Below are 20,544 nucleotides of genomic sequence, written 5' to 3' on the forward strand. Positions count from 1 at the left end.
CCTGGGATGTCCCTGCTACGGCTGGGTGCGGAACCGGTCGGCCCCGGAGCGCGGGGATCGCGCTTCCGGGGCCGACGGTTCGCTGAAGAAGCCTTGTGAACGGCTGACGTCAGTCGTTGACGCAGGTGTTGCCGAAGGCGGGGTTCAGGAGCCCGATCACGTTGACCGTGTTGCCGCAGACGTTCACCGGAACGTGCACCGGCACCTGGACGACGTTGCCGGACAGGACGCCCGGCGAACCCACGGCGGCACCGCTGGCACCGGCGTCGGCGGCGGCCATGCCCGCGCCCGCGAGAACCAGTCCACCGGTGGCGACCGCGGCAGCGACGACCTTCTTGATCATTATTCCTCCTAGTTGGAAACGCGGCCCCAAGGTGCGGGGTCACATCACGAGTAACGAGGGGGAAGTAATCGGGCTACGAGCTTATCGTCGCATTCACTCTTCTCAGTCGATCTCGTACGCCTGCCTGATTACCCGTGAGGGGGCGTGTCAGGAGGCGTCGATGAACCGGTCGAGCACCCGCACGCCGAACTGGAGCCCGTCCACCGGGACCCGCTCGTCCACGCCGTGGAACATCCCGGCGAAGTCCAGCTCCGGCGGCAGCTTGAGCGGCGCGAAGCCGAAGCCTCGGATACCGAGGTCGTCGAACGACTTGGCGTCCGTACCGCCGGAGAGCATGTACGGCACCGCACGCGCGATCGGGTCCTCGGCCAGCAGTGCGGACTGCATGGCCTCCACGAGGGCACCGTCGAAGCTGGTCTCGACGGCCTTGTCCGCGTGGACGTCCGAGCGGCGCACGTTCGGGCCCAGCAACCGGTCGAGGTCGGTGAGGAACTCCTCCTCGTGGCCCGGCAGGAAGCGGCCGTCGATGTGCGCGGTGGCCTCGCCCGGGATGACGTTGACCTTGTAACCGGCGTTCAGCTGCGTCGGGTTGGCGGTGTTGCTGAGGGTGGCGCCGATGAGCTTGGCGATCCCGCCGAGCTTGGCGAGGGTCGACTCCATGTCCTCGGGGTCGAGTTCGGTGCCGAGCGCGTCGCCGAGTTCGTCCAGGAAGGCGCGGGTGGTCTTGGTGACCCGTACCGGGAACTTGTGGCGGCCGACGCGGGCGACCGCCTCGGACAGCTCGGTGATGGCGTTGTCGCGGTGGATCATCGAGCCGTGCCCGGCGGTGCCGGCCACGGTCAGCTTCATCCAGTGCATGCCCTTCTCGGCCGTCTGGATCAGATAGAGCCGGCGCTGGTCGTTGACCGTGAAGGAGAAGCCGCCGACCTCGCTGATCGCCTCGGTGACGCCCTCGAAGAGTCCGGGGTGGTTGTCGACGAGGTACCGGGCGCCGTAGGTGCCGCCGGCCTCCTCGTCGGCGAGGAAGGCGACGACGATGTCGCGCGGGGGCTTGCGCCCGCTGCGCAGCCGGTCGCGGACGACCGCGAGGGTCATCGCGTCCATGTCCTTCATGTCGACGGCCCCGCGCCCCCACACGCACCCGTCGGCGACCTCGCCGGAGAAGGGGTCGTGGGTCCAGTCGGCCGCGTTGGCCGGTACGACGTCCAGGTGGCCGTGGATCAGCAGGGCCGGCCGGGACGGGTCCTCGCCCTCGATACGGGCGACGGTGGACGCGCGCCCCGGATGCGACTCGAAGATCTCCGGCTCCAGGCCGACCTCGGCGAGCTTCCCGGCGACGTACTCGGCGGCGGCGCGCTCGCCGGGTCCCGAGTGGTCGCCGTAGTTGCTGGTGTCGAACCGGATCAGCTCGCGGCAGAGGTCCACGACCTCGTCCTCACTGGTGACGCCCTTGGCCGTGTCCGTCTCGCTCACGCTGCTTCCTCCCGCTGTCACTGCTGGTGGGTCACCCCCATCCTCCCCCTCCCGGCCCCGTTCCCGTCCACCCCGCCACAGGGCGTTCGCACGGCGGGGGCCCGGTCAGGGGGGTGATCGGACACCCTCGAAAGCCTGGTAATGTTTCCTTCGTCGCCGCGGGGAACACCCCGCACGACAGACACCTTGTCCGGGTGGCGGAATGGCAGACGCGCTAGCTTGAGGTGCTAGTGCCCTTTATCGGGCGTGGGGGTTCAAGTCCCCCCTCGGACACCACTGAAGGACCCTTGCGGACGCAGGGGTCCTTCTGCTTTTCCCGCCTTTTCGGGGTCCGGTCGCGGTCCGGCACAATGGCGCGCATGGCTCGTCGCACCTCTCGTACGCCTTCCCGTACCGCCGTTCCCGCCACCTGCCCGTGCGGGCTGTCGGCGGACTATGCCGACTGTTGCGGGCGGTTCCATTCGGGAAGTGCTGCCGCGCCGAGCGCCGAGGCGCTCATGCGGTCGCGGTACAGCGCGTTCGTCGTGGGGGACGTGGCGTATCTGGTGCGGACCTGGCATCCGCGGACGCGGCCCGAGGGGCTCGACCTCGATCCGGGTATGCGGTGGACGGGGCTGGAGATCCTGGAGACCGAGGGCGGGTCGGCCTTCCACTCCACCGGGACCGTGACGTTCCGGGCGTCGTACCGGGGCGGTTCGCTGCACGAGCGGAGCCGGTTCGAACGGGTGGACGGGGCGTGGGTGTACGTCGACGGGGAGTTCCTCGACTGACCTCCGCCTCACGGCACCAGGATGTCGAGTTCCTGGAGCGCGCCCACCGTGATCTCCCGGGTCAGTTCCTCCGCGCGGACGCTGTCGCCGGCGCGGACTGCCTCGGCGACCCGGACGTGCAGGGTGACGGCCGGCGGGTCGGGGTCGGCGAACATCACGTCGTGATGGGTGCGGCCCGCGAGGACCTCGGCGACCACGTCCCCGAGCCGGGCGAACATCTCGTTGCCGGACGCCGTGAGGATGATCCGGTGGAAGGCGATGTCGTGGATCAGGTACTGGTCCAGCTTGTGGCCGCGTGAGTTGGCGACCATCCCGAGGGCGCACTCGGTGAGTTCGGCGCACTGCTCGGCGGTGGCGTTGCGGGCGGTGAGGCCGGCCGCGACGGGCTCGATCGCGGAGCGCAGCACGGTGAGCGAGCGCAGCTGGTGCGGGCGGTCGGCGCCCGCCAGGCGCCAGCGGATGACCTGCGGGTCGTAGACGTTCCACTCGTGCTTGGGGCGGACCGTGACGCCGACGCGGCGGCGGGAGGCGACCAGGTGCATGGACTCCAGGACGCGGACGGCCTCGCGCATCACGGAGCGGGAGACGTCGAACCGCTGGGCGAGTTCGTCGGTGCGCAGCACGCTGCCCGGCGGGTACTCCCCCGCCGTGATCGCGGGGCCGAGGGTGTCCAGTACGCGGCCGTGCAGCCCCCGGCCCGGTGTGCTCATGCACTCAGCGTACGGCCTGGATCACAGCCATAAAAAGTCAGACTTATATGTCACAGCCACTTGAATTTGTCGTACCTAATGGGTTTCAGTACATCGACGCCGGAGTACGGCGTCGATGTCGAAGAAGACAGCGAGGCAGTCATGCGCACCCCCCAGGTCGTCGTCGTGATGGGCGTCGCCGGGACGGGCAAGACCACGATCGGTCCTTTGCTCGCCGCCCGGCTGGGCGTCCCGTACGCCGAGGGCGACGACTTCCACCCGCAGGCCAACATCGACAAGATGACGGCGGGCACCCCCCTGGAAGACGCCGACCGGTGGCCGTGGCTCGATGCCATCGGGCGCTGGGCGCACGGCCGGGCGGGGCTCGGCGGGGTGGTCAGCAGCTCGGCGCTGAAGCGGTCCTACCGCGACCGGCTGCGGGCCGAGGCCCCCGGTGCGGTGTTCGTGCACCTGACCGGCAGCCGTGAGCTGATCGAGAGCCGGATGTCCCAGCGCCAGGGCCACTTCATGCCGACCGCGCTGCTGGACTCGCAGTTCGCCACGCTCCAGCCGCTCCAGGCGGACGAGGCGGGTGTCGCCGTCGACGTCAGCGGGTCCCCCGAGGAGATCACCGAGCGGGCGGCCGAGGCTCTGGCCGCGTTCGCCGCCGCCTCCGCGTAGCCCCACTCCGCAGTACCCGTACCGCGATACCGCGGTACCCCCTTTTTCTCCACCCCTCATGTCCCCCGAATCCCCGTAACCGCAAGGGAATCCCGTGACCAGACTCAGCGTCGAGATGCTGGCAGCGGACACCGTCCAGCCGATCACCTCGGCCGGCCACGCCCAGTTGGGCATAGCCGTCCTGGCGGGCATCGCCGTCATCGTTTTTCTCATCACCAAGTTCAAGCTCCACGCCTTCCTGGCCCTGACCATCGGTTCGCTGGTGCTCGGAGCGGTGGCCGGTGCCCCGCTCGACAAGGCGATCGTGAGCTTCACGACCGGCCTGGGCAGCACGGTCGCCGGTGTCGGCGTGCTGATCGCGCTGGGCGCGATCCTCGGCAAGCTGCTCGCCGACTCCGGCGGCGCGGACCAGATCGTCGACACGATCCTCGCCAAGGCGGGCGGCCGTGCGATGCCGTGGGCCATGGTGCTCATCGCGTCCGTGATCGGTCTGCCGCTGTTCTTCGAGGTCGGCATCGTGCTGCTGATCCCGGTCGTCCTGATGGTCGCCCGGCGCGGCAACTACTCCCTGATGCGCATCGGCATCCCGGCGCTCGCCGGTCTGTCCGTGATGCACGGCCTGATCCCGCCGCACCCCGGCCCGCTGGTCGCGATCGACGCGGTCAAGGCCAACCTGGGTGTCACGCTGGCGCTCGGCATCGTGGTCGCCATCCCGACCGTGATCATCGCCGGTCCGCTGTTCTCCAAGGTCGCCGCCCGCTGGGTGGACGTCCAGGCGCCGGAACGGATGATCCCGGAGCGCGCCTCGGAGAGCCTTGAGCGTCGTCCGGGCTTCGGCGCCACGCTGGGCACGGTGCTGCTGCCGGTGGTGCTGATGCTGGCGAAGGCCCTGGTGGACATCGTCATCGACGACCCCGCCGACATGACCCAGCGGGTCTTCGACGTGGTCGGCTCCCCGCTGATCGCACTGCTCGCCGCGGTGCTCGTCGGCTTCGTCACGCTGGGCCGCCCCGCCGGTTTCACCAAGGGCCGGCTCCAGCAGACCGTCGAGAAGGGCCTGATGCCGATCGCCGGCATCCTGCTGATCGTCGGCGCGGGCGGTGGCTTCAAGCAGACGCTGATCGACTGCGGTGTGGGCCAGATGATCCTGGAGATCTCCAAGGACTGGTCCATCCCGGCGCTGCTGCTGGCCTGGCTGATCGCGGTGGCGATCCGGCTCGCGACCGGCTCCGCCACGGTGGCGACGGTCTCGGCGGCCGGTCTGGTCGCGCCGCTCGCGGCCGACATGTCGACCACGCACACGGCCCTGCTGGTGCTGGCCATCGGCGCCGGTTCGCTCTTCTTCAGCCATGTCAACGACGCCGGCTTCTGGCTGGTGAAGGAGTACTTCGGCCTGAGCGTCGGCCAGACGGTGAAGACCTGGTCGGTGATGGAGACCATCATCTCGGTGGTCGCCGGCGGCCTGGTCCTCCTGCTGTCACTCGTGATCTAGGAGCGGTACGGCGATGACGGCTCACCCTCTCTTCGACATCAGCGGCCGTACGGCCCTGGTCACCGGTTCCAGCCGGGGCATCGGACTCGCCCTGGCCCGTGGTCTCGCCGAGGCGGGCTGCACCGTGGTCCTCAACGGACGCGACGGTGACCGCATCGCGCGGGCGGCGGCGGAACTCCCCGGCGACCTGGTGCACACGGCGGTGTTCGACGTGACCGACGGCCCCTCGGTGGCCGCCGGGATCGCCGAGGTCGAGGAGCGGGTGGGCCCGCTGGACATCCTGGTCAACAACGCGGGGATGCAACTGCGGGCGCCACTGCTGGAGTTCACCGACTCCGACTGGCACCGCGTCCTCGACACCAATCTCACCAGCGCGTTCCTCACCGGCCGCGAGGCCGCCCGGCGGATGACCGGGCGCGGCCACGGCAAGATCGTGAACGTGTGCTCGCTGCAGAGCGAGGTGGTCCGCCCCGGCATCGCGCCGTACGCGGCGGCCAAGGGCGCGCTGAAGATGCTCACCAAGGGCATGTGCGCGGACTGGGGTCCGTACGGCGTGCAGGTCAACGGGCTGGGGCCCGGTTACATCGAGACCGAGCTGACCCGGCCGCTGGTCGAGGACGCCGAGTTCAGCGCGTGGGTGCGGGGGCGGACCCCGGCCGGGCGCTGGGGGCGTACCGAGGATCTGGTCGGCGCACTGCTGTTCCTGGCCTCCCCCGCCGCCGACTTCGTCACCGGCCAGGTGCTCTACGTCGACGGCGGCATGACGAGCGTGCTCTGACGCTTGGTGCTCAGGGCCGCCAGAGCGGGTGTTCCCGCTCCGCCCACTCCCGGCTCACCGTGCCGGTGCGCAGTCCCCGCCGGGCCTCCGGGTCGCCGAGGGCCTTGCCGATGTGTCCCGCGAGGACCACGCCGACGGTGAGGGCCAGCCAGTCGTGCACGAAGGTGGCCGAAGTGCGCCACAGCAGCGGGGTGAGGTGGGTGAACCACATCATCAGGCCGGTGCCGAGCATCACCAGGACGGCCCCGGCGATCCAGGCCGTGTAGACCTTCTGCCCCGCGTTGAACTTGCCCGCGGGGCGCTCCGCGTACCGCCGGTCCCGGCGCAGGGCGGCGCGCAGCCAGCGCCGGTCGTGCGGGCCGAACCGGTTGAGCGCGCCCAGGTCGGCGCGGAACGCGCGCGAGAGAAGACCCAGCAGCACCGGCACGGGCAGGGCGAGCCCGGCCCATTCGTGGACGCGTACGACGAGTTCGCGGCGGCCGACCAGCACGGCGAGCTGGGGCACGTAGAGGCAGGCGGCGGTGGCCACGCAGACGGCCATGAGGGCGGCGCCGGTGCGGTGGACCCAGCGTTCGGCGGGGGTGAAGCGGTGGACGCGGGCGCCGGCGGGCGCCGGGGCGTCAGCTCGTAGGGTCATCGGTCCGTCCGTTCGAGCGGCCGACCCAGGCGTCGACGTCGTAGCCGAGTCTCTCCCAGTAGCCGGGCTCGACGTGGTCGCTGACGGTGATGCCGGAGAGCCATTTGGCGGACTTGTAGAAGTACATCGGGGCGACGTAGAGGCGGACGGGGCCGCCGTGGTCGTGTCCGATGTCCTTGCCCTGCATGCGCAGTGCCACCAGGACGTCGGGGCGGCGGGCCTGGTCGAGGGTGAGGCTCTCGGTGTAGGTGCCGTCGAAGCAGGTGAAGCGGATGGCCTTCGCGGTGGGGCGGACGCCGGCCGCGTCCAGCAGGGTGCTCAGGCGGACGCCCTCGAAGGGGGTGCCGGGCACGCGCCAGCCGGTGACGCACTGGACGTCCCTGGTCAGCCGGGTGCGGGGCAGGGCGCGCAGGTCGCCCAGGGTGTAGCCGCGGGGGTGGTCGACGAGGCCGTCCACGGTGAGCTTGTAGTCGGTGGGGCCCTTGTGCGGGACGGAGGCGGCGACGGAGTAGTACCTGAAGCCGCCGCCGTTGGGGAGCAAGCCGCTCAGGCCGGTGGGGTCCTGGCCGGAGAGGGCGCCGAGCGCGCTCTCCGCTCCGCGTTGCAGCCAGGGGGCGGTGGCGACGCCGAGCGCGCCCAGGCCGAGGGTGCCGAGGAAGAGGCGGCGGCCGATGGGCTTGCCGTGCGCGTCGGCATCGTCGGCCGGTTCGGGGGTGGGCCGGTCCGGGTCGGGGGTCACGTCGTCATTCGAGCACGGGTGGGGGCCTTCGGGCCAGTGCCGCCGGGGTTCAGCCGGTGGCCAGGGCATGGGTGCGGGCCTGGTGGAAGGCGGCCCAGGGGTCCTGACCGGTGTATGACCAGGGGGCGCGGGTGGCGTGCGCGCCGATGCGGTGGAAGAGGGCGGCGGCCTCGGCGGGCCGGCCGGCGGCGGACATGGCGAAGGCCAGGTGGTTGAGGTCGAGGTGGCGTCGGGGGTGCTCGTCGTGCTCCCACTCCAGCCACCAGTCGAACGCGGCGCGCAGCACCCGGCGGGCGCGCGGGCCGGCCCAGTGGGCGCAGGGGGCCGGACCGGGGACGGCGGGGGCGAGGCCGGCGGCGGCGAGCACGCGGTGGCGTTCGGCGTAGGCGACGACCGGGAGGACGGCGAGCGGGGAGTCGGCGGGGGCCTCGGCGGCGGCGCGCTCGGCCATGTCGTACGCCTCGTGGGACTCGGGGCCGCCGGGCGGGCGTTCGGCGAGGCCGGCGACGAGGAGGTGGTGGCCGTGGTGGTGCTCGGGGTGGCGGGCGTGCAACTCCTTGAAGGCGGCGGTCAGTTCCGTCTCGGGGCCGAGGGTGCGGGCCAGCAGGAGCAGGCCGAGCCAGGGGGTGGGGTCGGCGGGCGCGAGTCCGGCGGCGGTGCGGCAGGAGGCGCGGGCGTGCTCGGGGTCCTCCTCGCCGCGCAGCGCGCGGTGCACCAGGGCGAGGGCGAGCAGGGTGGCCGCGTCGGCGGAGCCGGGCTCGGCGAGCAGCCACTGCCCGGCCCGGCCGTGGGCGCCGGGGTCGGCGGCGAGAACGGTGACGCGGTGGCCCCGGCGGTCCCATTCGTCGCCGGTGTGCAGCAGCAGGGAGCGCGCGGACTGCCAGCGGCCCTCGGCCAGCGCGGCGCGCGCGGCGAGGAGTTCGGCGTCGCCGAGCGCGGCGTCGAAGGTGCCGGAGTGCTCCGGGGCGAGGCCGCCGGGCGGGTCCGAGGGGGCCCGGTCTGTGACGGGCGGGGGCGGGGTCAGGGGCACCGCGGGACTTCCTGTTTTTCGGGCTGCCATCGGCCGATCACTCACAGCAAACTCCCCGCCTTGGTTTGCGTCAAGCGGAATCGAAGTGTTGCTCCGTCCAACCACCGCGGCAGCAGAGGGACTTGGGACACAGGTGCCCTGGTCGGCGGCGGTCAGTCCGGTCCGGGGACGCCGGGTGTGGCGTACGCCATGGCGCCGGGCGGCGGGGAGACGGAACATGACCGGGCGGTTCCCCCGAAACGTGTCCGCTTCCGGGCACTCTCCACGGTCCCGCCCTTGTGGGGCGCTACAGTCGGCCCCTACGCAATCGTGGCCCGGCCGATGATCGAGGTACGCAGCGTGTCCGTTCTGGTTCTCCTCCTCGCCGTGAGTGCGGCGGCGTGCCTGGGGTTCGGGTTCGTGCTCCAGCAGAACGTGGCGCGTGAGGCGCCCCCGAGCGACTTCCTGTCCTTCCGGCTGTTGCTGGACCTGATGCGGGTGCCGCGCTGGCTGGGCGGTACCGCGCTGATGGTGGCCGGCATGGCGCTGGGCGCGGTGGCGCTGGGCAACGGTGAGATCTCGCTGGTGGAGCCGCTGCTCGCCACCAACCTGCTGTTCGCGCTCGCCCTGTCCCGTCGGCAGACCGGTCAGCCGGTGGGCCGGCAGGGGTGGGCGGGGCTGGTGCTGCTGGCGGGCGGGGTGAGCACGTTCATCCTGGCGGGCCGGCCGCGCGGCGGCACCGTCGTCACCGATCCGGTGCGGCACTGGCTGATCCTCGGGCTGATGGTGGGGGTGGCGCTGGCGCTGGCCGGCTGGGCGAAGCGCTCGCGGACCACGTGGAGCCCGGTGCTGCTGGCGACGGCCGCCGGGCTCCTGTACGGCGTGCAGGACGCGCTGACCCGGGTGAGCAGCATCCGCTTCCGCGAGGGCGGCTTCACGGAACTCTTCACCGGCGGGCATCCGTACGCGGTGCTGGCGCTCGGGGTGACCGGGCTGCTGCTGGTGCAGAGCGCGTTCGAGGCGGCGCCCCTGCGCATGTCGCTGCCCGCGCTGACCGCCGCCCAGCCGCTCGCGGGCATCCTGTGCGGGGTCGGCTTCCTGGGCGACCGGCTGCACACCGACACCGGGGCGCTGGCCTGGGAGGCGGCCGGGCTCGCGGCGATCGTCGGGGGCATCGTGCTGCTGGGGATGCACCCGGCGATGCCCTGCGGCACGGCCGAGGAACGGCCGGTACGGGATCTCCAGCGCAACTGAGCCCTCGGCGGGCGGGGCTGCTTGGATGGCGGGATGAACCCCGCCGACGAGATCCTCGACATCGTGGACGAGCACGACCGTGTCGTCACCCAGGCCCCGCGCGGCGAGGCGTACGCCCGAGGGCTGCGCCACCGCTGCGCCTTCATCCAGGTCCGCGATGCCGAGGGCCGCCTCTTCGTACACCGGCGGACCGCCACCAAGATGGTCTTCCCCGCGTTGTACGACCTGTTCGTGGGCGGGGTGGTCGGCGCGGGCGAGTCCTACGACGAGGCGGCGCTGCGCGAGGCGGAGGAGGAGCTGGGGGTCAGCGGGCTGCCCGCGCCGACGTATCTCTTCAAGTTCCTCTACGAGGACGGGGCGGGGCACAGCTGGTGGTCGGCGGTGTACGAGGTCCGCTGCGAGCTGCCGGTACGGCCGCAGGTGGAGGAGGTGCAGTGGCACGCCTTCCTCACCGACGAGGAGGTAGCCGCGCGGCTCGGTGAGTGGGAGTGGGTGCCGGACGGGCTGGCCGCGCACGAGCGGCTGAGGGTGTTCCGGGCGGCGGGGTGACGCGCCGGTAGGGTCCGGCCTGTGAGCGAATTCGTACGCAACGTCCGGCTCTGGCTCGAACCCGGGCGGGTGCGGGAGCAGGGCACCACTCCGGACTACCGGTTCTCGCTGGCCAACGAGCGGACCTTCCTGGCCTGGCTGCGGACCGCGCTGGCGCTGATCGGCGGCGGTTTCGCGGTGGACCAGTTCCTGCCGCACCTGCGCTGGGCGTGGCGGGTGGGGCTGGCGCTGGCACTGCTGGGCGCGGGGGTGCTGTGCGCGCTGCGGGCGGTGCACCACTGGGTGCGCTGCGAGCAGGCGATGCGGCGGGGCGAGGACCTGCCGGTGTCCCGGTTCCCGGCGGTGCTGAGCCTGCTGGTGGCGGTGGTGGCCGTGGCGATGGTCGTGGTGGTGCTGGCCGGATGGGCGGGATGACGGCTCCGGCCCGGGACGCGGGGCTCCAGCCGCAACGCACCCGGCTGGCGTGGCGGCGTACGACCCTGGCGGGCACGGTGACCGCCGTACTGGCCGTACGGGCCTCGGTCCGCGCGGCCAGCCCGCTCACCGGGGCGGTGCTGGTCCTGCTGTGCTGTGTGTGCTGGCTGGCCTTCCTCGGCCTGGCCCACCTGCGCATCAGCACCCTGGCGGCGAGCCCGGAACCCCCCACGCTCACCCCGCGCCTGGCCTGGGCGGCGACGGGGTGCGCGATGGCGCTCGCGGTGTGCGCGGCGGTACTGGTGAGCTAGGGCCTCTCGTTTGGATCAGGCCGGGCTCGCGTGCCCCGGCACCGCGCCTCGCCGCGTTGTCGTCACTCGCCATGGCTCCGCCATGACTCCCTCCTCCGCCTTGCGATCCACGGCACCGGACCCCGCTCCCTGATCCGGCCTGATCCAAACGAAAGACCCTAGCCGTCGGCTCCCGACACCGTCACGACGATCTTGCCGCGGGTGCGGCCCTCCTGGCTGAGGCGTTGGGCGTCGGCGGTCCGCTCCAGGGGAAAGGTCTTGTCGACGTGGACGGAGACGGCGCCCTGGTCGGCGAGTTGGGAGAGCTTGGCGAGGTCCTCGGGGTCGGGGCGGACGAACCAGTAGCGGCCGCCGTACTCGGTGACGTCCGGGTCGGCGATGGAGGCGAGGCGGCCGCCGGGGGCGAGGAGCTGGGCGGAGACCTTCAGGGTCTCGCCGCCGACGGTGTCGAAGACCGCGTCCACGCCCTCGGGCGCGATGCCGCGTACGCGTTCGGCCAGGCCCTCGCCGTAGTCGACGGGTTCGCCGCCGAGGCTGCGGACGAAGGCGTGGTTGCGCTCGCTCGCGGTGCCGATGACGCGGGCGCCGAGGTGGGCGGCGATCTGCACGCCGAGGGAGCCGACCCCGCCGGCCGCCGCGTGGATGAGCACGGTGTCGCCGCGGCCGACCTTCAGGATCTGGACGAGTACCTGGTAGGCGGTAAGGCCCGCCAGCGGCAGCCCGGCGGCCTCCTCGAAGGAGAGCGCGGCGGGTTTATGGGCGAGGGTGCGCACGGGGGCGGCGATGTACTCGGCGAAGGTGCCGAGCGAGAGCAGGTCCTCGCGGACGTACCCCATCACCTCGTCCCCTTCCGCGTACTCGACGACGGAGGCGCCGGGGCGGACCACGACGCCGCTGACGTCCCAGCCGGTGACGACGGGGAAGACGGTGTTGAGGATCGGGTCGAGGTACCCCTCGCGGCACTTCCAGTCGACCGGGTTGACCGCGGCCGCGCGCACCCGGACCAGTACCTCGTCGGGGCCCACCTTGGGCTCGGGAACCTCGCCGTACTCCAGCACCTCGGGGCCGCCGTAGCGGCGGTAGCTGATGGCCTTCATGATCTGGACCCTCTCGGCTGTGCGCCCGTCCCGCAACCCCTGTGTGACGATATGAGCGGTTCGCGGTGTCCGCGCCGCAGGAGGTGTGTCCGGTCACGTCGGCGCACGCTTTGCGGTGTACGTACTGGACGGCATACCGACCGGTCGGCATCATGTGACGCGTTCCTGTTCACCCGTTCGTAGGAGTGATGTATGAGCGCCGACCACCCGCCCGGACTCGATCTCGACCGGCTGCGCGCGCTGCTCGACCGTGAGCGGCCCGGCCTGGTGACCGGTCCGCTGACCGGCAGGCTGATCGAGGGCGGACGGTCGAACCTCACCTACGCCGTCACCGACGGCACCTCCCGCTGGGTCGTCCGGCGCCCCCCGCTCGGCCATGTGCTGGCCACCGCGCACGACATGCGCCGCGAGCACCGGGTGATCAGCGCCCTGCACCCCACCCGCGTGCCGGTCCCCCGGCCGGTGCTGCTGTGCGAGGACGACGAGGTGCTGGGCGCCCCGTTCTACGTGATGGAGTTCGTCGAGGGCACCCCGTACCGCACGGCGGACCAGCTCGCGCCGCTCGGCGCCGAGCGCACCCGGAACGCGGTGCTGTCGCTGGTGGACACCCTGGTCGAGCTGCACGCGGTGGACCCCGCCGAGGTGGGCCTCGCCGACTTCGGCCGCCCCGAGGGTTTCCTGGACCGCCAGCTCCGCCGCTGGGGCAAGCAGCTGGACGCCTCCCGCAACCGCGAACTGGCGGGCGTGGACGAGCTGCACGCGGCCCTCGGCCGCTCGCTGCCCACCTCGCAGGCGCCGGCCGTGGTGCACGGCGACTACCGCCTGGACAACGTGCTGATCGGCGAGGGCGACCGGATCGAGGCCATCCTCGACTGGGAGATGTCGACCCTGGGCGACCCGCTCACCGACCTCGGCCTGCTGGCGATGTACAGCCAACCGCTCGGGATGACCCACTCCCCCGTCTCCACCACCGCCGAGGCCCCCGGCCACCCGACGCCCGCCGAACTGATCGAGCGGTACGCCGAGCGCTCCGGGCGCGATGTCTCGGACGTCAACTGGTACACCGCGTTCGCCTGGTTCAAGCTCGCCGTGATCCTGGAGGGCATCCACTACCGGTACACCCTCGGCCAGACGGTGGGCGGCGGCTTCGACCGCATCGGGGATCTCGTGCCCGTCTTCATCGACCACGGACTGACGACCCTTCAGGAAGGCTGAAGCAGATGGACTTCGCGTTCGACGCGCGCACCGAGGAACTCCGCACCCGTCTCCTCGCCTTCATGGACGAGTACGTGTACCCGGCGGAGAGGACCGCCGAGGAGCAGCGGGCGCTGCTGGACTCCCCCTGGGACACCCCGGCGGTGGTGGACGAGCTGAAGGCCGAGGCCCGCCGGCAGGGCCTGTGGAACCTCTTCCTGCCCGACGCCGAGTACGGTGCCGGGCTGACCAACCTCCAGTACGCCCCGCTGGCCGAGATCACCGGCCGCTCCCCGCAGCTGGCGCCGACCGCGCTGAACTGCGCGGCGCCGGACACCGGGAACATGGAGGTGCTGGCGCAGTTCGGCACCGACGAGCAGAAGAAGCAGTGGCTGGAGCCGCTGCTGGCCGGGGAGATCCGGTCGGCGTTCGCGATGACCGAGCCGGAGGTGGCCTCCTCGGACGCCACCAACATCACCACGCTCATCGAGCGGGACGGTGACGAATACGTCATCACGGGCCGCAAGTGGTACATCTCCGGGGCGATGAACCCGGACTGCAAGATCTTCATCGTGATGGGCAAGACCGACCCGGACGGCGCGGACATCCGCCGTCAGCAGTCGATGGTGCTGGTCCCCCGGGACACTCCCGGTGTGACCGTGAAGCGGGCCATGCAGGTCTTCGGGTACGAGGACCACTCGCACGGCGGGCACGCGGAGGTCGTCTTCGACCACGCGCGCGTGCCGGTGGCCAACCTGGTGGGCGAGGAGGGCGGCGGCTTCGCCATCGCGCAGGCCAGGCTCGGTCCGGGGCGCATCCACCACTGCATGCGGCTGATCGGCATGGCCGAGCGGGCCATCGAGCTGATGTGCCGCCGGGCGGTGTCCCGTACCGCGTTCGGCAAACCGCTGGCGCAGCAGGGCGTGGTGCAGAACTGGATCGCGGACGCGCGGGTGACGGTGGAGCAGCTCCGGCTGCTGGTGCTGAAGACCGCCTGGCTGATGGACACCGTCGGCAACCGGGGCGCGCACACCGAGATCCAGGCCATCAAGATCGCCACTCCGCGCGCGGTGGTGGAGATCCTGGACCGGGCGATCCAGCTGCACGGCGCGGGCGGGGTGAGCCAGGACTTCCCGCTGGCCGACCTGTACGCGGGCGCCCGCACGCTGATGCTGGCGGACGGTCCGGACGAGGTGCACCAGCGCTCGCTGGCCCGGCGCGAGCTGAGGAAGTACCTGTAGACACAGACCTGTTGTAAGGGGCGCCTGCCATTGCGGGCGCCCCTTACGCGTGTGCTTCAGGGGCGCAGGGCGCGCAGCAGGAGGTCGGCGAGGTGGTCGGCGACCTGCTGCGGGGTGAGCGGGCCCTTGGGGCGGTACCAGGTGGAGAGGTGGTGGACCGACCCGAAGTGGTAGTCCACGACGAGGTCGGCGGGGGTGGCGGTGGAGAACACGCCCTCGCGCTGGCCCTCCTCGATGAGCGCGCGGAACCGTTCGTGATAGCGGCGGCGCTCGGCGCGGACCTGCTTGTTCTTCTCCGGGCTGAGGTGGTGCATCGACCGGAAGAAGATCATCGCGTCGTCGAGGTTGTCGATGGTGGTGACGACGACGTCGGCGGCCGCGTCCCGTACCCGCTTCTCCACCGGCTCGTCGGCGTCCGCGAAGGCGTCCAGGCGCTCCTGCTGGAGGCGGAGCACGCGCGCGTAGACCTCGTGCAGGAGGTCGTCCTTGGAGCCGAAGTAGTGGTAGAGCGCGCCCTTGGTGACTCCGGCGGCCTCGACGATCTCCTGCACCGAGGTGCGGTCGTAGCCCTGGTCGGCGAAGAGGCGGGTCGCGGCGTCCAGCAGCCGCCGCGGGACGGGCGTGGCGTCTCCGTCCGTGGTTCTGGGCACTGCCGCCACCTGCCTTTCCGTCGGGTCCGCCGACTGTCGTCACTGGCGCGGGAACGGTCTCCCGCCGGAGGATCTTCCCATCCCGGCGCGCGGCCGGTTCAGCGGGAGTCCTCCCAGGCGCGCTGGAGCCGGTTCATACCGCCCAGCCACTTGTCCGGGTGGGCCGCGCGGGCCTGGTAGTACTCGGCCACCTCGGGGTGCGGCAGGATCAGGAAACGGTCCTCGGCCATCCCCGCGAACAGGGCGTCGGCGACCGCGTCCGGCTCGATGGCGGTCGGCTGGAGCACCAGGTCTCCGGCGCTGCCGGTGGCGGCCAGCATGTCGGTGCGCACGCCCTGCGGGCAGATGGCGTGCACCTTGACGCCCCGGTGGCGGTAGGTGAGGGACAGCCACTCGGCGAAGGCCAGCGCGCCGTGCTTGGTGACGCTGTAGGAGGGAGCGCCGATCATGGTGAGCAGTCCGGCGGCGGAGACGGTGGAGACGAACCGTCCGCCGCCGCGCTGGAGCCAGTCGGGCAGCAGGTCGTGGGCGGCGCGGACGTGGGCCATCACGTTGACGTCCCAGGACACCGCCCAGGAGCGCTCGTCCAGCGGATCGCCGGGGGTGCCGTCCTCGAAGGCGACGCCCGCGTTGGCGCAGTACACGTCGATGGCGCCGCCGAGGGCCGCGCGGGCCTCGGCGACGATGCCGGAGGCGTCGCCGGGTACGGCGGTGGCGCCGATCTCCTCGGCCACCGCCTTGGCCTTGTCGGCGTCGAGGTCGTTGACGACGACCCGGGCGCCCTCGGCGGCGAACCGGCGGGCGAGCGCGGCCCCGATCCCCCCGCCCGCCCCGGTGACGACGACTCCGGCGTCCTGCACGGCTTCCACCAGCGGCCTCCTTCGAGCTGTGGCTGTGCGCGGCGATCCCGCCTCCGCCGCGCCAGACTAACCAGTCGGTATGCCGGAGGGAAGGGGGATCCCCCTGCGGCCCCCGGTCCGGCGCGTTCCCTGGCGGGCCGCCAGCCGCTAGCGTCCCCGTGGTCATGACACCCGCCGCGCTCACGGAGGTCCCCGTATGACGCTGTCCAGACGGAGCATGCTCGCCACCACCGCCACGGCCGCCGTCGGGGCCGGGGTCCCCGCCCCGGCCTCGGACGCCGGAGCGGGGCACCGGGTGCGCACCGGGTTCGAGCGGCTGGCCGCCGACGGGTACGCGTCCCTGGCCGGCCGGCAGGTCGGCATCGTCACCAACCCGACCGGGATCACCCGCGACGTCCGGCACATCGTGGACGTGATGCACGCCGACCCCCGGGTGAGGCTGACCGCCGTCTTCGGCCCCGAGCACGGCTTCCGGGGCACCGCCCAGGCGGGCGGCTCGGAGGGGCGCTACGACGACCCGGCGACCGGGCTGCCGGTGTACGACACGTATCTCAAGAGCGGCCAGGCGCTCGCCGACGTCTTCACCGCCTCCGGCGTGGACACGGTCGTCTTCGACATCCAGGACGCGGGCGCCCGCTTCTACACGTACATCTGGACGCTGTACGACTGCATGGAGGCGGCGGCGCTCGCGGGGAAGCGGTTCGTGGTGCTGGACCGGCCGAACCCGGTGACCGGCCGGGCGGCCCTGGGGCCGGTGCTGCACGAGGAGTTCGCCACGTTCGTCGGCCGGCGGCCGATCGCGCAGGCGCACGGGATGACGGTTGCGGAGCTGGCCCGGCTGTTCAACGGGGAGTTCCTGGCGAAGCCGGTGCCGCTGGAGACGGTGACCATGACCGGCTGGCGGCGCGGGATGTTCTTCGGCGACTGCGGGCTGCCCTGGGTGCCGCCGAGCCCGAACATGCCGACCCCGGACACCGCCCTGGTGTACTCCGGGACGGGGCTGTTCGAGGGCACCAACCTCTCCGAGGGCCGGGGTACCACCCGCCCCTTCGAACTCCTCGGCGCGGAGGGCGTCGACGGCCGCTGGGCGGCGGAGGCGAACAGGGCGGGGCTGCCGGGGGTGCGGTTCCGGGAGGCGTACTTCGCGCCGACGTTCTCCAAGTTCCAGGGGAAGACGGTCGGCGGGGTGCAGCTCCATGTGCACGATCCGGCGGCCTTCGACCCGGTGCTGACCGGCGTGACGCTGCTGGTGACGGCGCGGCGGGTGTGGGACGGGTTCGCCTGGCGGCCGGACAACTGGATCGACAAGCTCACCGGTTCCGAGCAGGTGCGCACGATGATCGACGCCGGGGCCGGGGCGGACGAGGTGGCCGCCGCCTGGCACGGCGAGCTGGCCGCGTTCCGCCGGACGCGGGCGACGTACCTGATGTACCGCTGAGCGCGGCGGCCCCCGTACCGGGAGCCGCCGCACCGGCCGTCAGCGGTGCGAGGTGTACTCCACGACCTGCTGGTAGGTCGGCCGGTTCTGCCAGCTGATGTTTCCGTGCTTGATGCCGCCCAGGGTGCGCTGCTGGATCGAGTCGGCGCACCACTGGTCCCCGGCCGAGCACAGGTCGTCGCCCGGGTAGACCTGGGCGGCGGTGAGCCCGGCGGCCTGCTTCAGCGTGCCGACCAGGGCGTCCCGGCAGGCGGAGAGGCTGCCGTCGCCGCAGTACTTGCGGGAGAGCGCGCCCTGTACGGGCTCACCGAGCACCGCCCGTATGTCCTTGTCGACATAGCTCCACCAGCCGTACTGGAACGAGCTTCCGGCGTGCGAGCCGGTCGGGCCGTGTCCGGCGGAGGGTGCCTCGTCCACCGGGAGGTTGGCGGTGAAGGCGCCGTACAGGTCGCTGCCGAGGCCGGGTTCGAACTCGGCCTTCACCAGCAGCGGCCACCAGGCGTCCAGGATGCGGATCGCGTCGGCGTCGGCGTACTTCTTCGACCCCGCCGACGTCTCGGTGCGCTTGGCTCCGGCGCTCAGCCACGTCTGGAGCTTGGTCGCGGCCGCCGCTGCCGTCGGGTCGCTCACCGGCGCGGAGTTGACGACCTTCAGCAGCTTCGGCAGCACGTCCTCGGCGCGCAGGTCGGCCAGGGCCGCGTCCGCCATGGCCTGGACCAGCTTGGTCCGGGTGACCCCGCCCTGCGCGACCAGCTTGCTCACCCGGTCGTCGAGGAGGTCGCCCCGGTGCACCGAGCCCTCGCCCCAGGGCGCCGCGGTGTACGCCTCGGCCTGCTTGTTGTTCCAGGAGATGTAGTAGTCCTGGTCGATGGAGTTGGGGTGCGCGCTCGCCGGGGTGTAGTCGGCGATGTTGGCCGCCGGGTCCCAGTTGCGCCACTCGTAGGCCGGCTGGGCCCACACCGGGAACTCGGCGTCGACACCGGCCGCGCGGACCGGGTTGTCGCCGCTGTTGTAGTACGCGGTGTGCGCGGAGTCGGCGTAGAACCAGTTGAAGGTGAAGTTGATGTGCTGGGCGGCCTTCTGGAAGTCCTCGGGGCCCTTCACATAGCCGGGGTCGTTGAGCATCTGGAAGCCGATGATGGAGTCGGCCTCGTGCAGGTAGGAGGAGCGCAGGGTGGTGTAGGCGACCTTCTTCCCGCCGACGGTCGCCCGGTACTGCACGGGTCCGTACTTGGTCCGCCACACGCGCATGGCGTACGAACCGGCGGCGGTGCCGTCGGCCACGGTGGGCTTCCAGGCGTTCTTCCGCTCGACCTGCTCCATCGCGGTGCAGGTGCCCCGGTAGAGGTAGTGGTGGTCGTCCTGGCACAGCTCGACGGCGTAGGTGTCGATGATGTCCTGGCCGGAGGTGGTGGCGCTCCAGGAGTAGTCCTGGCCCCGGCCGAGTTCGACGTACATGCTCAGGCCGGCGAAGGAGGCGCCCCGGGCGCTGATGCCGGGGCCCTGGATCTCCTGGAGCATCAGGAGCTGCGGGGCGAAGTAGCCGGTCTGCGGGCCGAAGACGGCGACCGGGTGGCCGCTCGCGGTGTGCTTGCCGCTGACCACCAGGGCGTTGGACATGCCGCGCCGGGCGGAGCTGAGCGTGTCCTTGGCGACGGCGGTGGAGGAGTTCTTGGCGCTCGCGGTGCCTGCGCTGCCGGTGCGGTCGTAGACCAGTGGCTCCTGGGTGACCGAGCCCGCGTCGGGCAGGGCCCGGCCCTGGGGGCTGTCGGGTCGGGTGGCGTAGGGGAAGCGCTGTCCGTCGTGGAGGGTGAGGGCGGCCTCGGGGTCGTTGCGCTCACGGAAGGACTCCCAGACGCGGGTGCCCTCCTCGACGCCGTACTTGGACTGGGCGGCGATCAGGGAGAGGGCGTTGTTGACCTCGCCGCCCCCGCCGGAGCCGAACAGGGTGCCGACGACCGAGGCGAGCGCCACGAGGTCGGTGACCTTGAAGTGGTCGATGGTGCCGGCGTTGGTGATGGAGTCCTTGTGGCCGGTGAGGACGTACTCGCCGGGGAAGTAACGGCCGCTGTCGGAGGCGTCGATGTAGGCGTTGATGCCGTCCAGGTAGGCGGTGACGTCGGCGAGGGCCTGCTGTCCGCGCTCGCCGTTCCGGGCCACGGCGCCGTCGATCTGCGCCTGGAGGTCGGCCTCGGTGTAGGGCGCCTGGCGGTAGAACTCCTGCTCCAGACCCTGGTTGGCGGGGGCGCCGCCGGCGAAGCCGGTCAACTGGCCCCGGCCGACGTGCCGGAACACGTCCATCAGCCAGAGCCGGTCCTGCCCGGCCGCGTATCCGGCGCCGAACTCGGTGCCGTAGCGGGTGGTGCCGGTGATGTGGGGCACCCCGGTCTTCTTGTCCCGGACGATCGTGACGTCGGTGCGCCCGGCGGGCTTCTCGGTGGAGGCGACCTGGCCGGCGGGGACGCCGAAGGAGGCGTCGTTGAAGAAGTTGTTGATCTTCGCGTCGGTCAGGCCGGGGTGGCCGGTGGCGAGATTCGCATAGGGGCCGAGCTGGTCCTCGGCGTGCGCCGGCTGGGTGCCGAAAGCCTGGTTGAGCAGGATCTGCGCCAGGGTGGCATTGCCGTTCTCACCCGGCGGAAGGATGTCCGAACACTGGCCGGAACAGTAGTCGTTTGCGGCGGTGGGGGCGCTGGTGGCGGCCGCCGCCTGACCGAGCGGTGAAAGACAACCCGCGATCAGGACGCATATCGAGGCCGTCTTCAGGAACCCGGAGAGTGTGCGAGGAGTTCTGAGTCTGTCGGACAACACGTTACGTGGGGTGCGCCGTGGCATGGCAGCTCCTCCCGACGGGGGTGGGCCGGACGTTACCGCCGGTATCCCCGCGAACGAAGGTGAACATGCGTCAAGTTCCGCGGCTACTCAGGC

At 71.8% G+C, this 20,544-nt stretch carries 21 protein-coding genes and 1 tRNA gene; 12 read left to right on the forward strand and 10 right to left on the reverse strand.

The window, feature by feature from the left end; all coding sequences use genetic code 11:
• Positions 1-109: 109 nt before the first annotated feature.
• Together chpH and D0Z67_RS05290 are read right to left on the reverse strand one after the other, a co-directional pair.
• Positions 110-343, reverse strand: coding sequence for a chaplin ChpH (gene chpH / locus D0Z67_RS05285; protein ID WP_030812634.1), 234 nt, complete (start codon positions 341-343; stop codon positions 110-112).
• Between the two features lie 147 nt (positions 344-490).
• Complete coding sequence (locus D0Z67_RS05290) at positions 491-1,816, reverse strand: M20/M25/M40 family metallo-hydrolase (RefSeq protein WP_031179997.1); 1,326 nt, start codon at positions 1,814-1,816, stop codon at positions 491-493.
• Positions 1,817-2,004: 188 nt separating this feature from the next.
• Here D0Z67_RS05290 and D0Z67_RS05295 point away from each other — a divergent pair.
• Together D0Z67_RS05295 and D0Z67_RS05300 are read left to right on the forward strand one after the other, a co-directional pair.
• Positions 2,005-2,092, forward strand: a tRNA-Leu gene (locus D0Z67_RS05295).
• An 83-nt stretch (positions 2,093-2,175) separates the two neighbouring features.
• Positions 2,176-2,586, forward strand: a complete 411-nt coding sequence (locus tag D0Z67_RS05300) for a YchJ family protein (protein ID WP_051887531.1) — start codon at positions 2,176-2,178, stop codon at positions 2,584-2,586.
• 8 nt (positions 2,587-2,594) lie between these two features.
• On the opposite strand, the gene D0Z67_RS05305 is transcribed toward D0Z67_RS05300, so the two are convergent.
• Positions 2,595-3,296, reverse strand: coding sequence for a FadR/GntR family transcriptional regulator (locus D0Z67_RS05305; protein WP_031179995.1), 702 nt, complete (start codon positions 3,294-3,296; stop codon positions 2,595-2,597).
• A 141-nt stretch (positions 3,297-3,437) separates the two neighbouring features.
• Between D0Z67_RS05305 and D0Z67_RS05310 the strand changes: the two genes are divergently transcribed.
• From D0Z67_RS05310 to D0Z67_RS05320, 3 genes are all read left to right on the forward strand, one after another.
• Positions 3,438-3,956, forward strand: coding sequence for a gluconokinase (locus D0Z67_RS05310; protein ID WP_031179994.1), 519 nt, complete (start codon positions 3,438-3,440; stop codon positions 3,954-3,956).
• 94 nt (positions 3,957-4,050) lie between these two features.
• Positions 4,051-5,448 carry a GntP family permease gene (locus D0Z67_RS05315; protein ID WP_031179993.1) on the forward strand — a complete coding sequence of 466 codons (1,398 nt, stop codon included), beginning with the start codon at positions 4,051-4,053 and terminating at the stop codon, positions 5,446-5,448.
• A gap of 13 nt (positions 5,449-5,461) precedes the next feature.
• Positions 5,462-6,226, forward strand: a complete 765-nt coding sequence (locus tag D0Z67_RS05320; protein WP_031179992.1) for an SDR family oxidoreductase — start codon at positions 5,462-5,464, stop codon at positions 6,224-6,226.
• A 10-nt stretch (positions 6,227-6,236) separates the two neighbouring features.
• Here the strand turns inward: D0Z67_RS05320 and D0Z67_RS05325 are convergent, their stop codons facing one another.
• Genes D0Z67_RS05325 through D0Z67_RS05335 form a run of 3 tightly spaced genes read right to left on the reverse strand, consistent with a single transcriptional unit; the run spans position 6,237 to position 8,626 of the window.
• Positions 6,237-6,863 (reverse strand): cytochrome b/b6 domain-containing protein, encoded by a 627-nt coding sequence (locus D0Z67_RS05325; RefSeq protein WP_031179991.1) that lies wholly within the window; start codon positions 6,861-6,863, stop codon positions 6,237-6,239.
• On the reverse strand, positions 6,847-7,671 hold the full coding sequence (locus tag D0Z67_RS05330) for a molybdopterin-dependent oxidoreductase (protein ID WP_078873102.1): 825 nt from the start codon (positions 7,669-7,671) through the stop codon (positions 6,847-6,849). Before D0Z67_RS05330 ends, D0Z67_RS05325 begins: the two co-directional genes overlap by 17 nt.
• Positions 7,652-8,626 (reverse strand): hypothetical protein, encoded by a 975-nt coding sequence (locus tag D0Z67_RS05335; RefSeq protein ID WP_031179989.1) that lies wholly within the window; start codon positions 8,624-8,626, stop codon positions 7,652-7,654. Before D0Z67_RS05335 ends, D0Z67_RS05330 begins: the two co-directional genes overlap by 20 nt.
• A 345-nt stretch (positions 8,627-8,971) precedes the next feature.
• Here D0Z67_RS05335 and D0Z67_RS05340 point away from each other — a divergent pair, with 345 nt between their 5' ends.
• Genes D0Z67_RS05340 through D0Z67_RS05355 form a run of 4 tightly spaced genes read left to right on the forward strand, consistent with a single transcriptional unit; the run spans position 8,972 to position 11,139 of the window.
• Positions 8,972-9,865 (forward strand): DMT family transporter, encoded by an 894-nt coding sequence (locus D0Z67_RS05340; protein ID WP_037774569.1) that lies wholly within the window; start codon positions 8,972-8,974, stop codon positions 9,863-9,865.
• Positions 9,866-9,898: 33 nt separating this feature from the next.
• Positions 9,899-10,414, forward strand: a complete 516-nt coding sequence (locus D0Z67_RS05345; protein ID WP_031179987.1) for an NUDIX hydrolase — start codon at positions 9,899-9,901, stop codon at positions 10,412-10,414.
• A gap of 21 nt (positions 10,415-10,435) precedes the next feature.
• Positions 10,436-10,828, forward strand: a complete 393-nt coding sequence (locus tag D0Z67_RS05350) for a YidH family protein (RefSeq protein WP_031179986.1) — start codon at positions 10,436-10,438, stop codon at positions 10,826-10,828.
• On the forward strand, positions 10,816-11,139 hold the full coding sequence (locus tag D0Z67_RS05355; protein WP_382849327.1) for a DUF202 domain-containing protein: 324 nt from the start codon (positions 10,816-10,818) through the stop codon (positions 11,137-11,139). Before D0Z67_RS05350 ends, D0Z67_RS05355 begins: the two co-directional genes overlap by 13 nt.
• A gap of 158 nt (positions 11,140-11,297) precedes the next feature.
• Here the strand turns inward: D0Z67_RS05355 and D0Z67_RS05360 are convergent, their stop codons facing one another.
• Positions 11,298-12,236 carry an NADP-dependent oxidoreductase gene (locus D0Z67_RS05360; RefSeq protein WP_031179984.1) on the reverse strand — a complete coding sequence of 313 codons (939 nt, stop codon included), beginning with the start codon at positions 12,234-12,236 and terminating at the stop codon, positions 11,298-11,300.
• A gap of 192 nt (positions 12,237-12,428) precedes the next feature.
• Here D0Z67_RS05360 and D0Z67_RS05365 point away from each other — a divergent pair, with 192 nt between their 5' ends.
• Both D0Z67_RS05365 and D0Z67_RS05370 read left to right on the forward strand, forming a co-directional pair.
• Entirely contained in the window at positions 12,429-13,451 is a 1,023-nt protein-coding gene (locus tag D0Z67_RS05365; RefSeq protein WP_031179983.1) for a phosphotransferase family protein, read from the forward strand.
• Between the two features lie 5 nt (positions 13,452-13,456).
• Positions 13,457-14,671 (forward strand): acyl-CoA dehydrogenase family protein, encoded by a 1,215-nt coding sequence (locus D0Z67_RS05370; RefSeq protein ID WP_031179982.1) that lies wholly within the window; start codon positions 13,457-13,459, stop codon positions 14,669-14,671.
• A 56-nt stretch (positions 14,672-14,727) separates the two neighbouring features.
• On the opposite strand, the gene D0Z67_RS05375 is transcribed toward D0Z67_RS05370, so the two are convergent.
• Complete coding sequence (locus D0Z67_RS05375; RefSeq protein WP_031179981.1) at positions 14,728-15,321, reverse strand: TetR/AcrR family transcriptional regulator; 594 nt, start codon at positions 15,319-15,321, stop codon at positions 14,728-14,730.
• Between the two features lie 98 nt (positions 15,322-15,419).
• Positions 15,420-16,193, reverse strand: a complete 774-nt coding sequence (locus D0Z67_RS05380) for an SDR family oxidoreductase (RefSeq protein WP_031179980.1) — start codon at positions 16,191-16,193, stop codon at positions 15,420-15,422.
• Positions 16,194-16,377: 184 nt separating this feature from the next.
• Between D0Z67_RS05380 and D0Z67_RS05385 the strand changes: the two genes are divergently transcribed.
• Entirely contained in the window at positions 16,378-17,619 is a 1,242-nt protein-coding gene (locus D0Z67_RS05385) for an exo-beta-N-acetylmuramidase NamZ family protein (protein WP_031179979.1), read from the forward strand.
• A 39-nt stretch (positions 17,620-17,658) separates the two neighbouring features.
• Here the strand turns inward: D0Z67_RS05385 and D0Z67_RS05390 are convergent, their stop codons facing one another.
• Complete coding sequence (locus D0Z67_RS05390; protein ID WP_031179978.1) at positions 17,659-20,451, reverse strand: penicillin acylase family protein; 2,793 nt, start codon at positions 20,449-20,451, stop codon at positions 17,659-17,661.
• Positions 20,452-20,544: the final 93 nt, after the last annotated feature.

Source organism: Streptomyces seoulensis (genome assembly GCF_004328625.1).
GTDB classification, from domain to species: domain Bacteria; phylum Actinomycetota; class Actinomycetes; order Streptomycetales; family Streptomycetaceae; genus Streptomyces; species Streptomyces seoulensis.

Excerpts from the sequence above, each read along its gene's own strand:
- chpH (WP_030812634.1), bottom strand. The coding sequence starts at position 343 with ATGATCAAGAAGGTCGTCGCTGCCGCGGTCGCCACCGGTGGACTGGTT.
- D0Z67_RS05300 (WP_051887531.1), top strand. The coding sequence starts at position 2,176 with ATGGCTCGTCGCACCTCTCGTACGCCTTCCCGTACCGCCGTTCCCGCC.
- D0Z67_RS05305 (WP_031179995.1), bottom strand. The coding sequence starts at position 3,296 with ATGAGCACACCGGGCCGGGGGCTGCACGGCCGCGTACTGGACACCCTC.
- D0Z67_RS05310 (WP_031179994.1), top strand. The coding sequence starts at position 3,438 with ATGCGCACCCCCCAGGTCGTCGTCGTGATGGGCGTCGCCGGGACGGGC.
- D0Z67_RS05320 (WP_031179992.1), top strand. The coding sequence starts at position 5,462 with ATGACGGCTCACCCTCTCTTCGACATCAGCGGCCGTACGGCCCTGGTC.
- D0Z67_RS05325 (WP_031179991.1), bottom strand. The coding sequence starts at position 6,863 with ATGACCCTACGAGCTGACGCCCCGGCGCCCGCCGGCGCCCGCGTCCAC.
- D0Z67_RS05330 (WP_078873102.1), bottom strand. The coding sequence starts at position 7,671 with ATGCCCTGGCCACCGGCTGAACCCCGGCGGCACTGGCCCGAAGGCCCC.
- D0Z67_RS05345 (WP_031179987.1), top strand. The coding sequence starts at position 9,899 with ATGAACCCCGCCGACGAGATCCTCGACATCGTGGACGAGCACGACCGT.
- D0Z67_RS05355 (WP_382849327.1), top strand. The coding sequence starts at position 10,816 with ATGGGCGGGATGACGGCTCCGGCCCGGGACGCGGGGCTCCAGCCGCAA.
- D0Z67_RS05360 (WP_031179984.1), bottom strand. The coding sequence starts at position 12,236 with ATGAAGGCCATCAGCTACCGCCGCTACGGCGGCCCCGAGGTGCTGGAG.
- D0Z67_RS05365 (WP_031179983.1), top strand. The coding sequence starts at position 12,429 with ATGAGCGCCGACCACCCGCCCGGACTCGATCTCGACCGGCTGCGCGCG.
- D0Z67_RS05370 (WP_031179982.1), top strand. The coding sequence starts at position 13,457 with ATGGACTTCGCGTTCGACGCGCGCACCGAGGAACTCCGCACCCGTCTC.
- D0Z67_RS05385 (WP_031179979.1), top strand. The coding sequence starts at position 16,378 with ATGACGCTGTCCAGACGGAGCATGCTCGCCACCACCGCCACGGCCGCC.
- D0Z67_RS05390 (WP_031179978.1), bottom strand. The coding sequence starts at position 20,451 with ATGCCACGGCGCACCCCACGTAACGTGTTGTCCGACAGACTCAGAACT.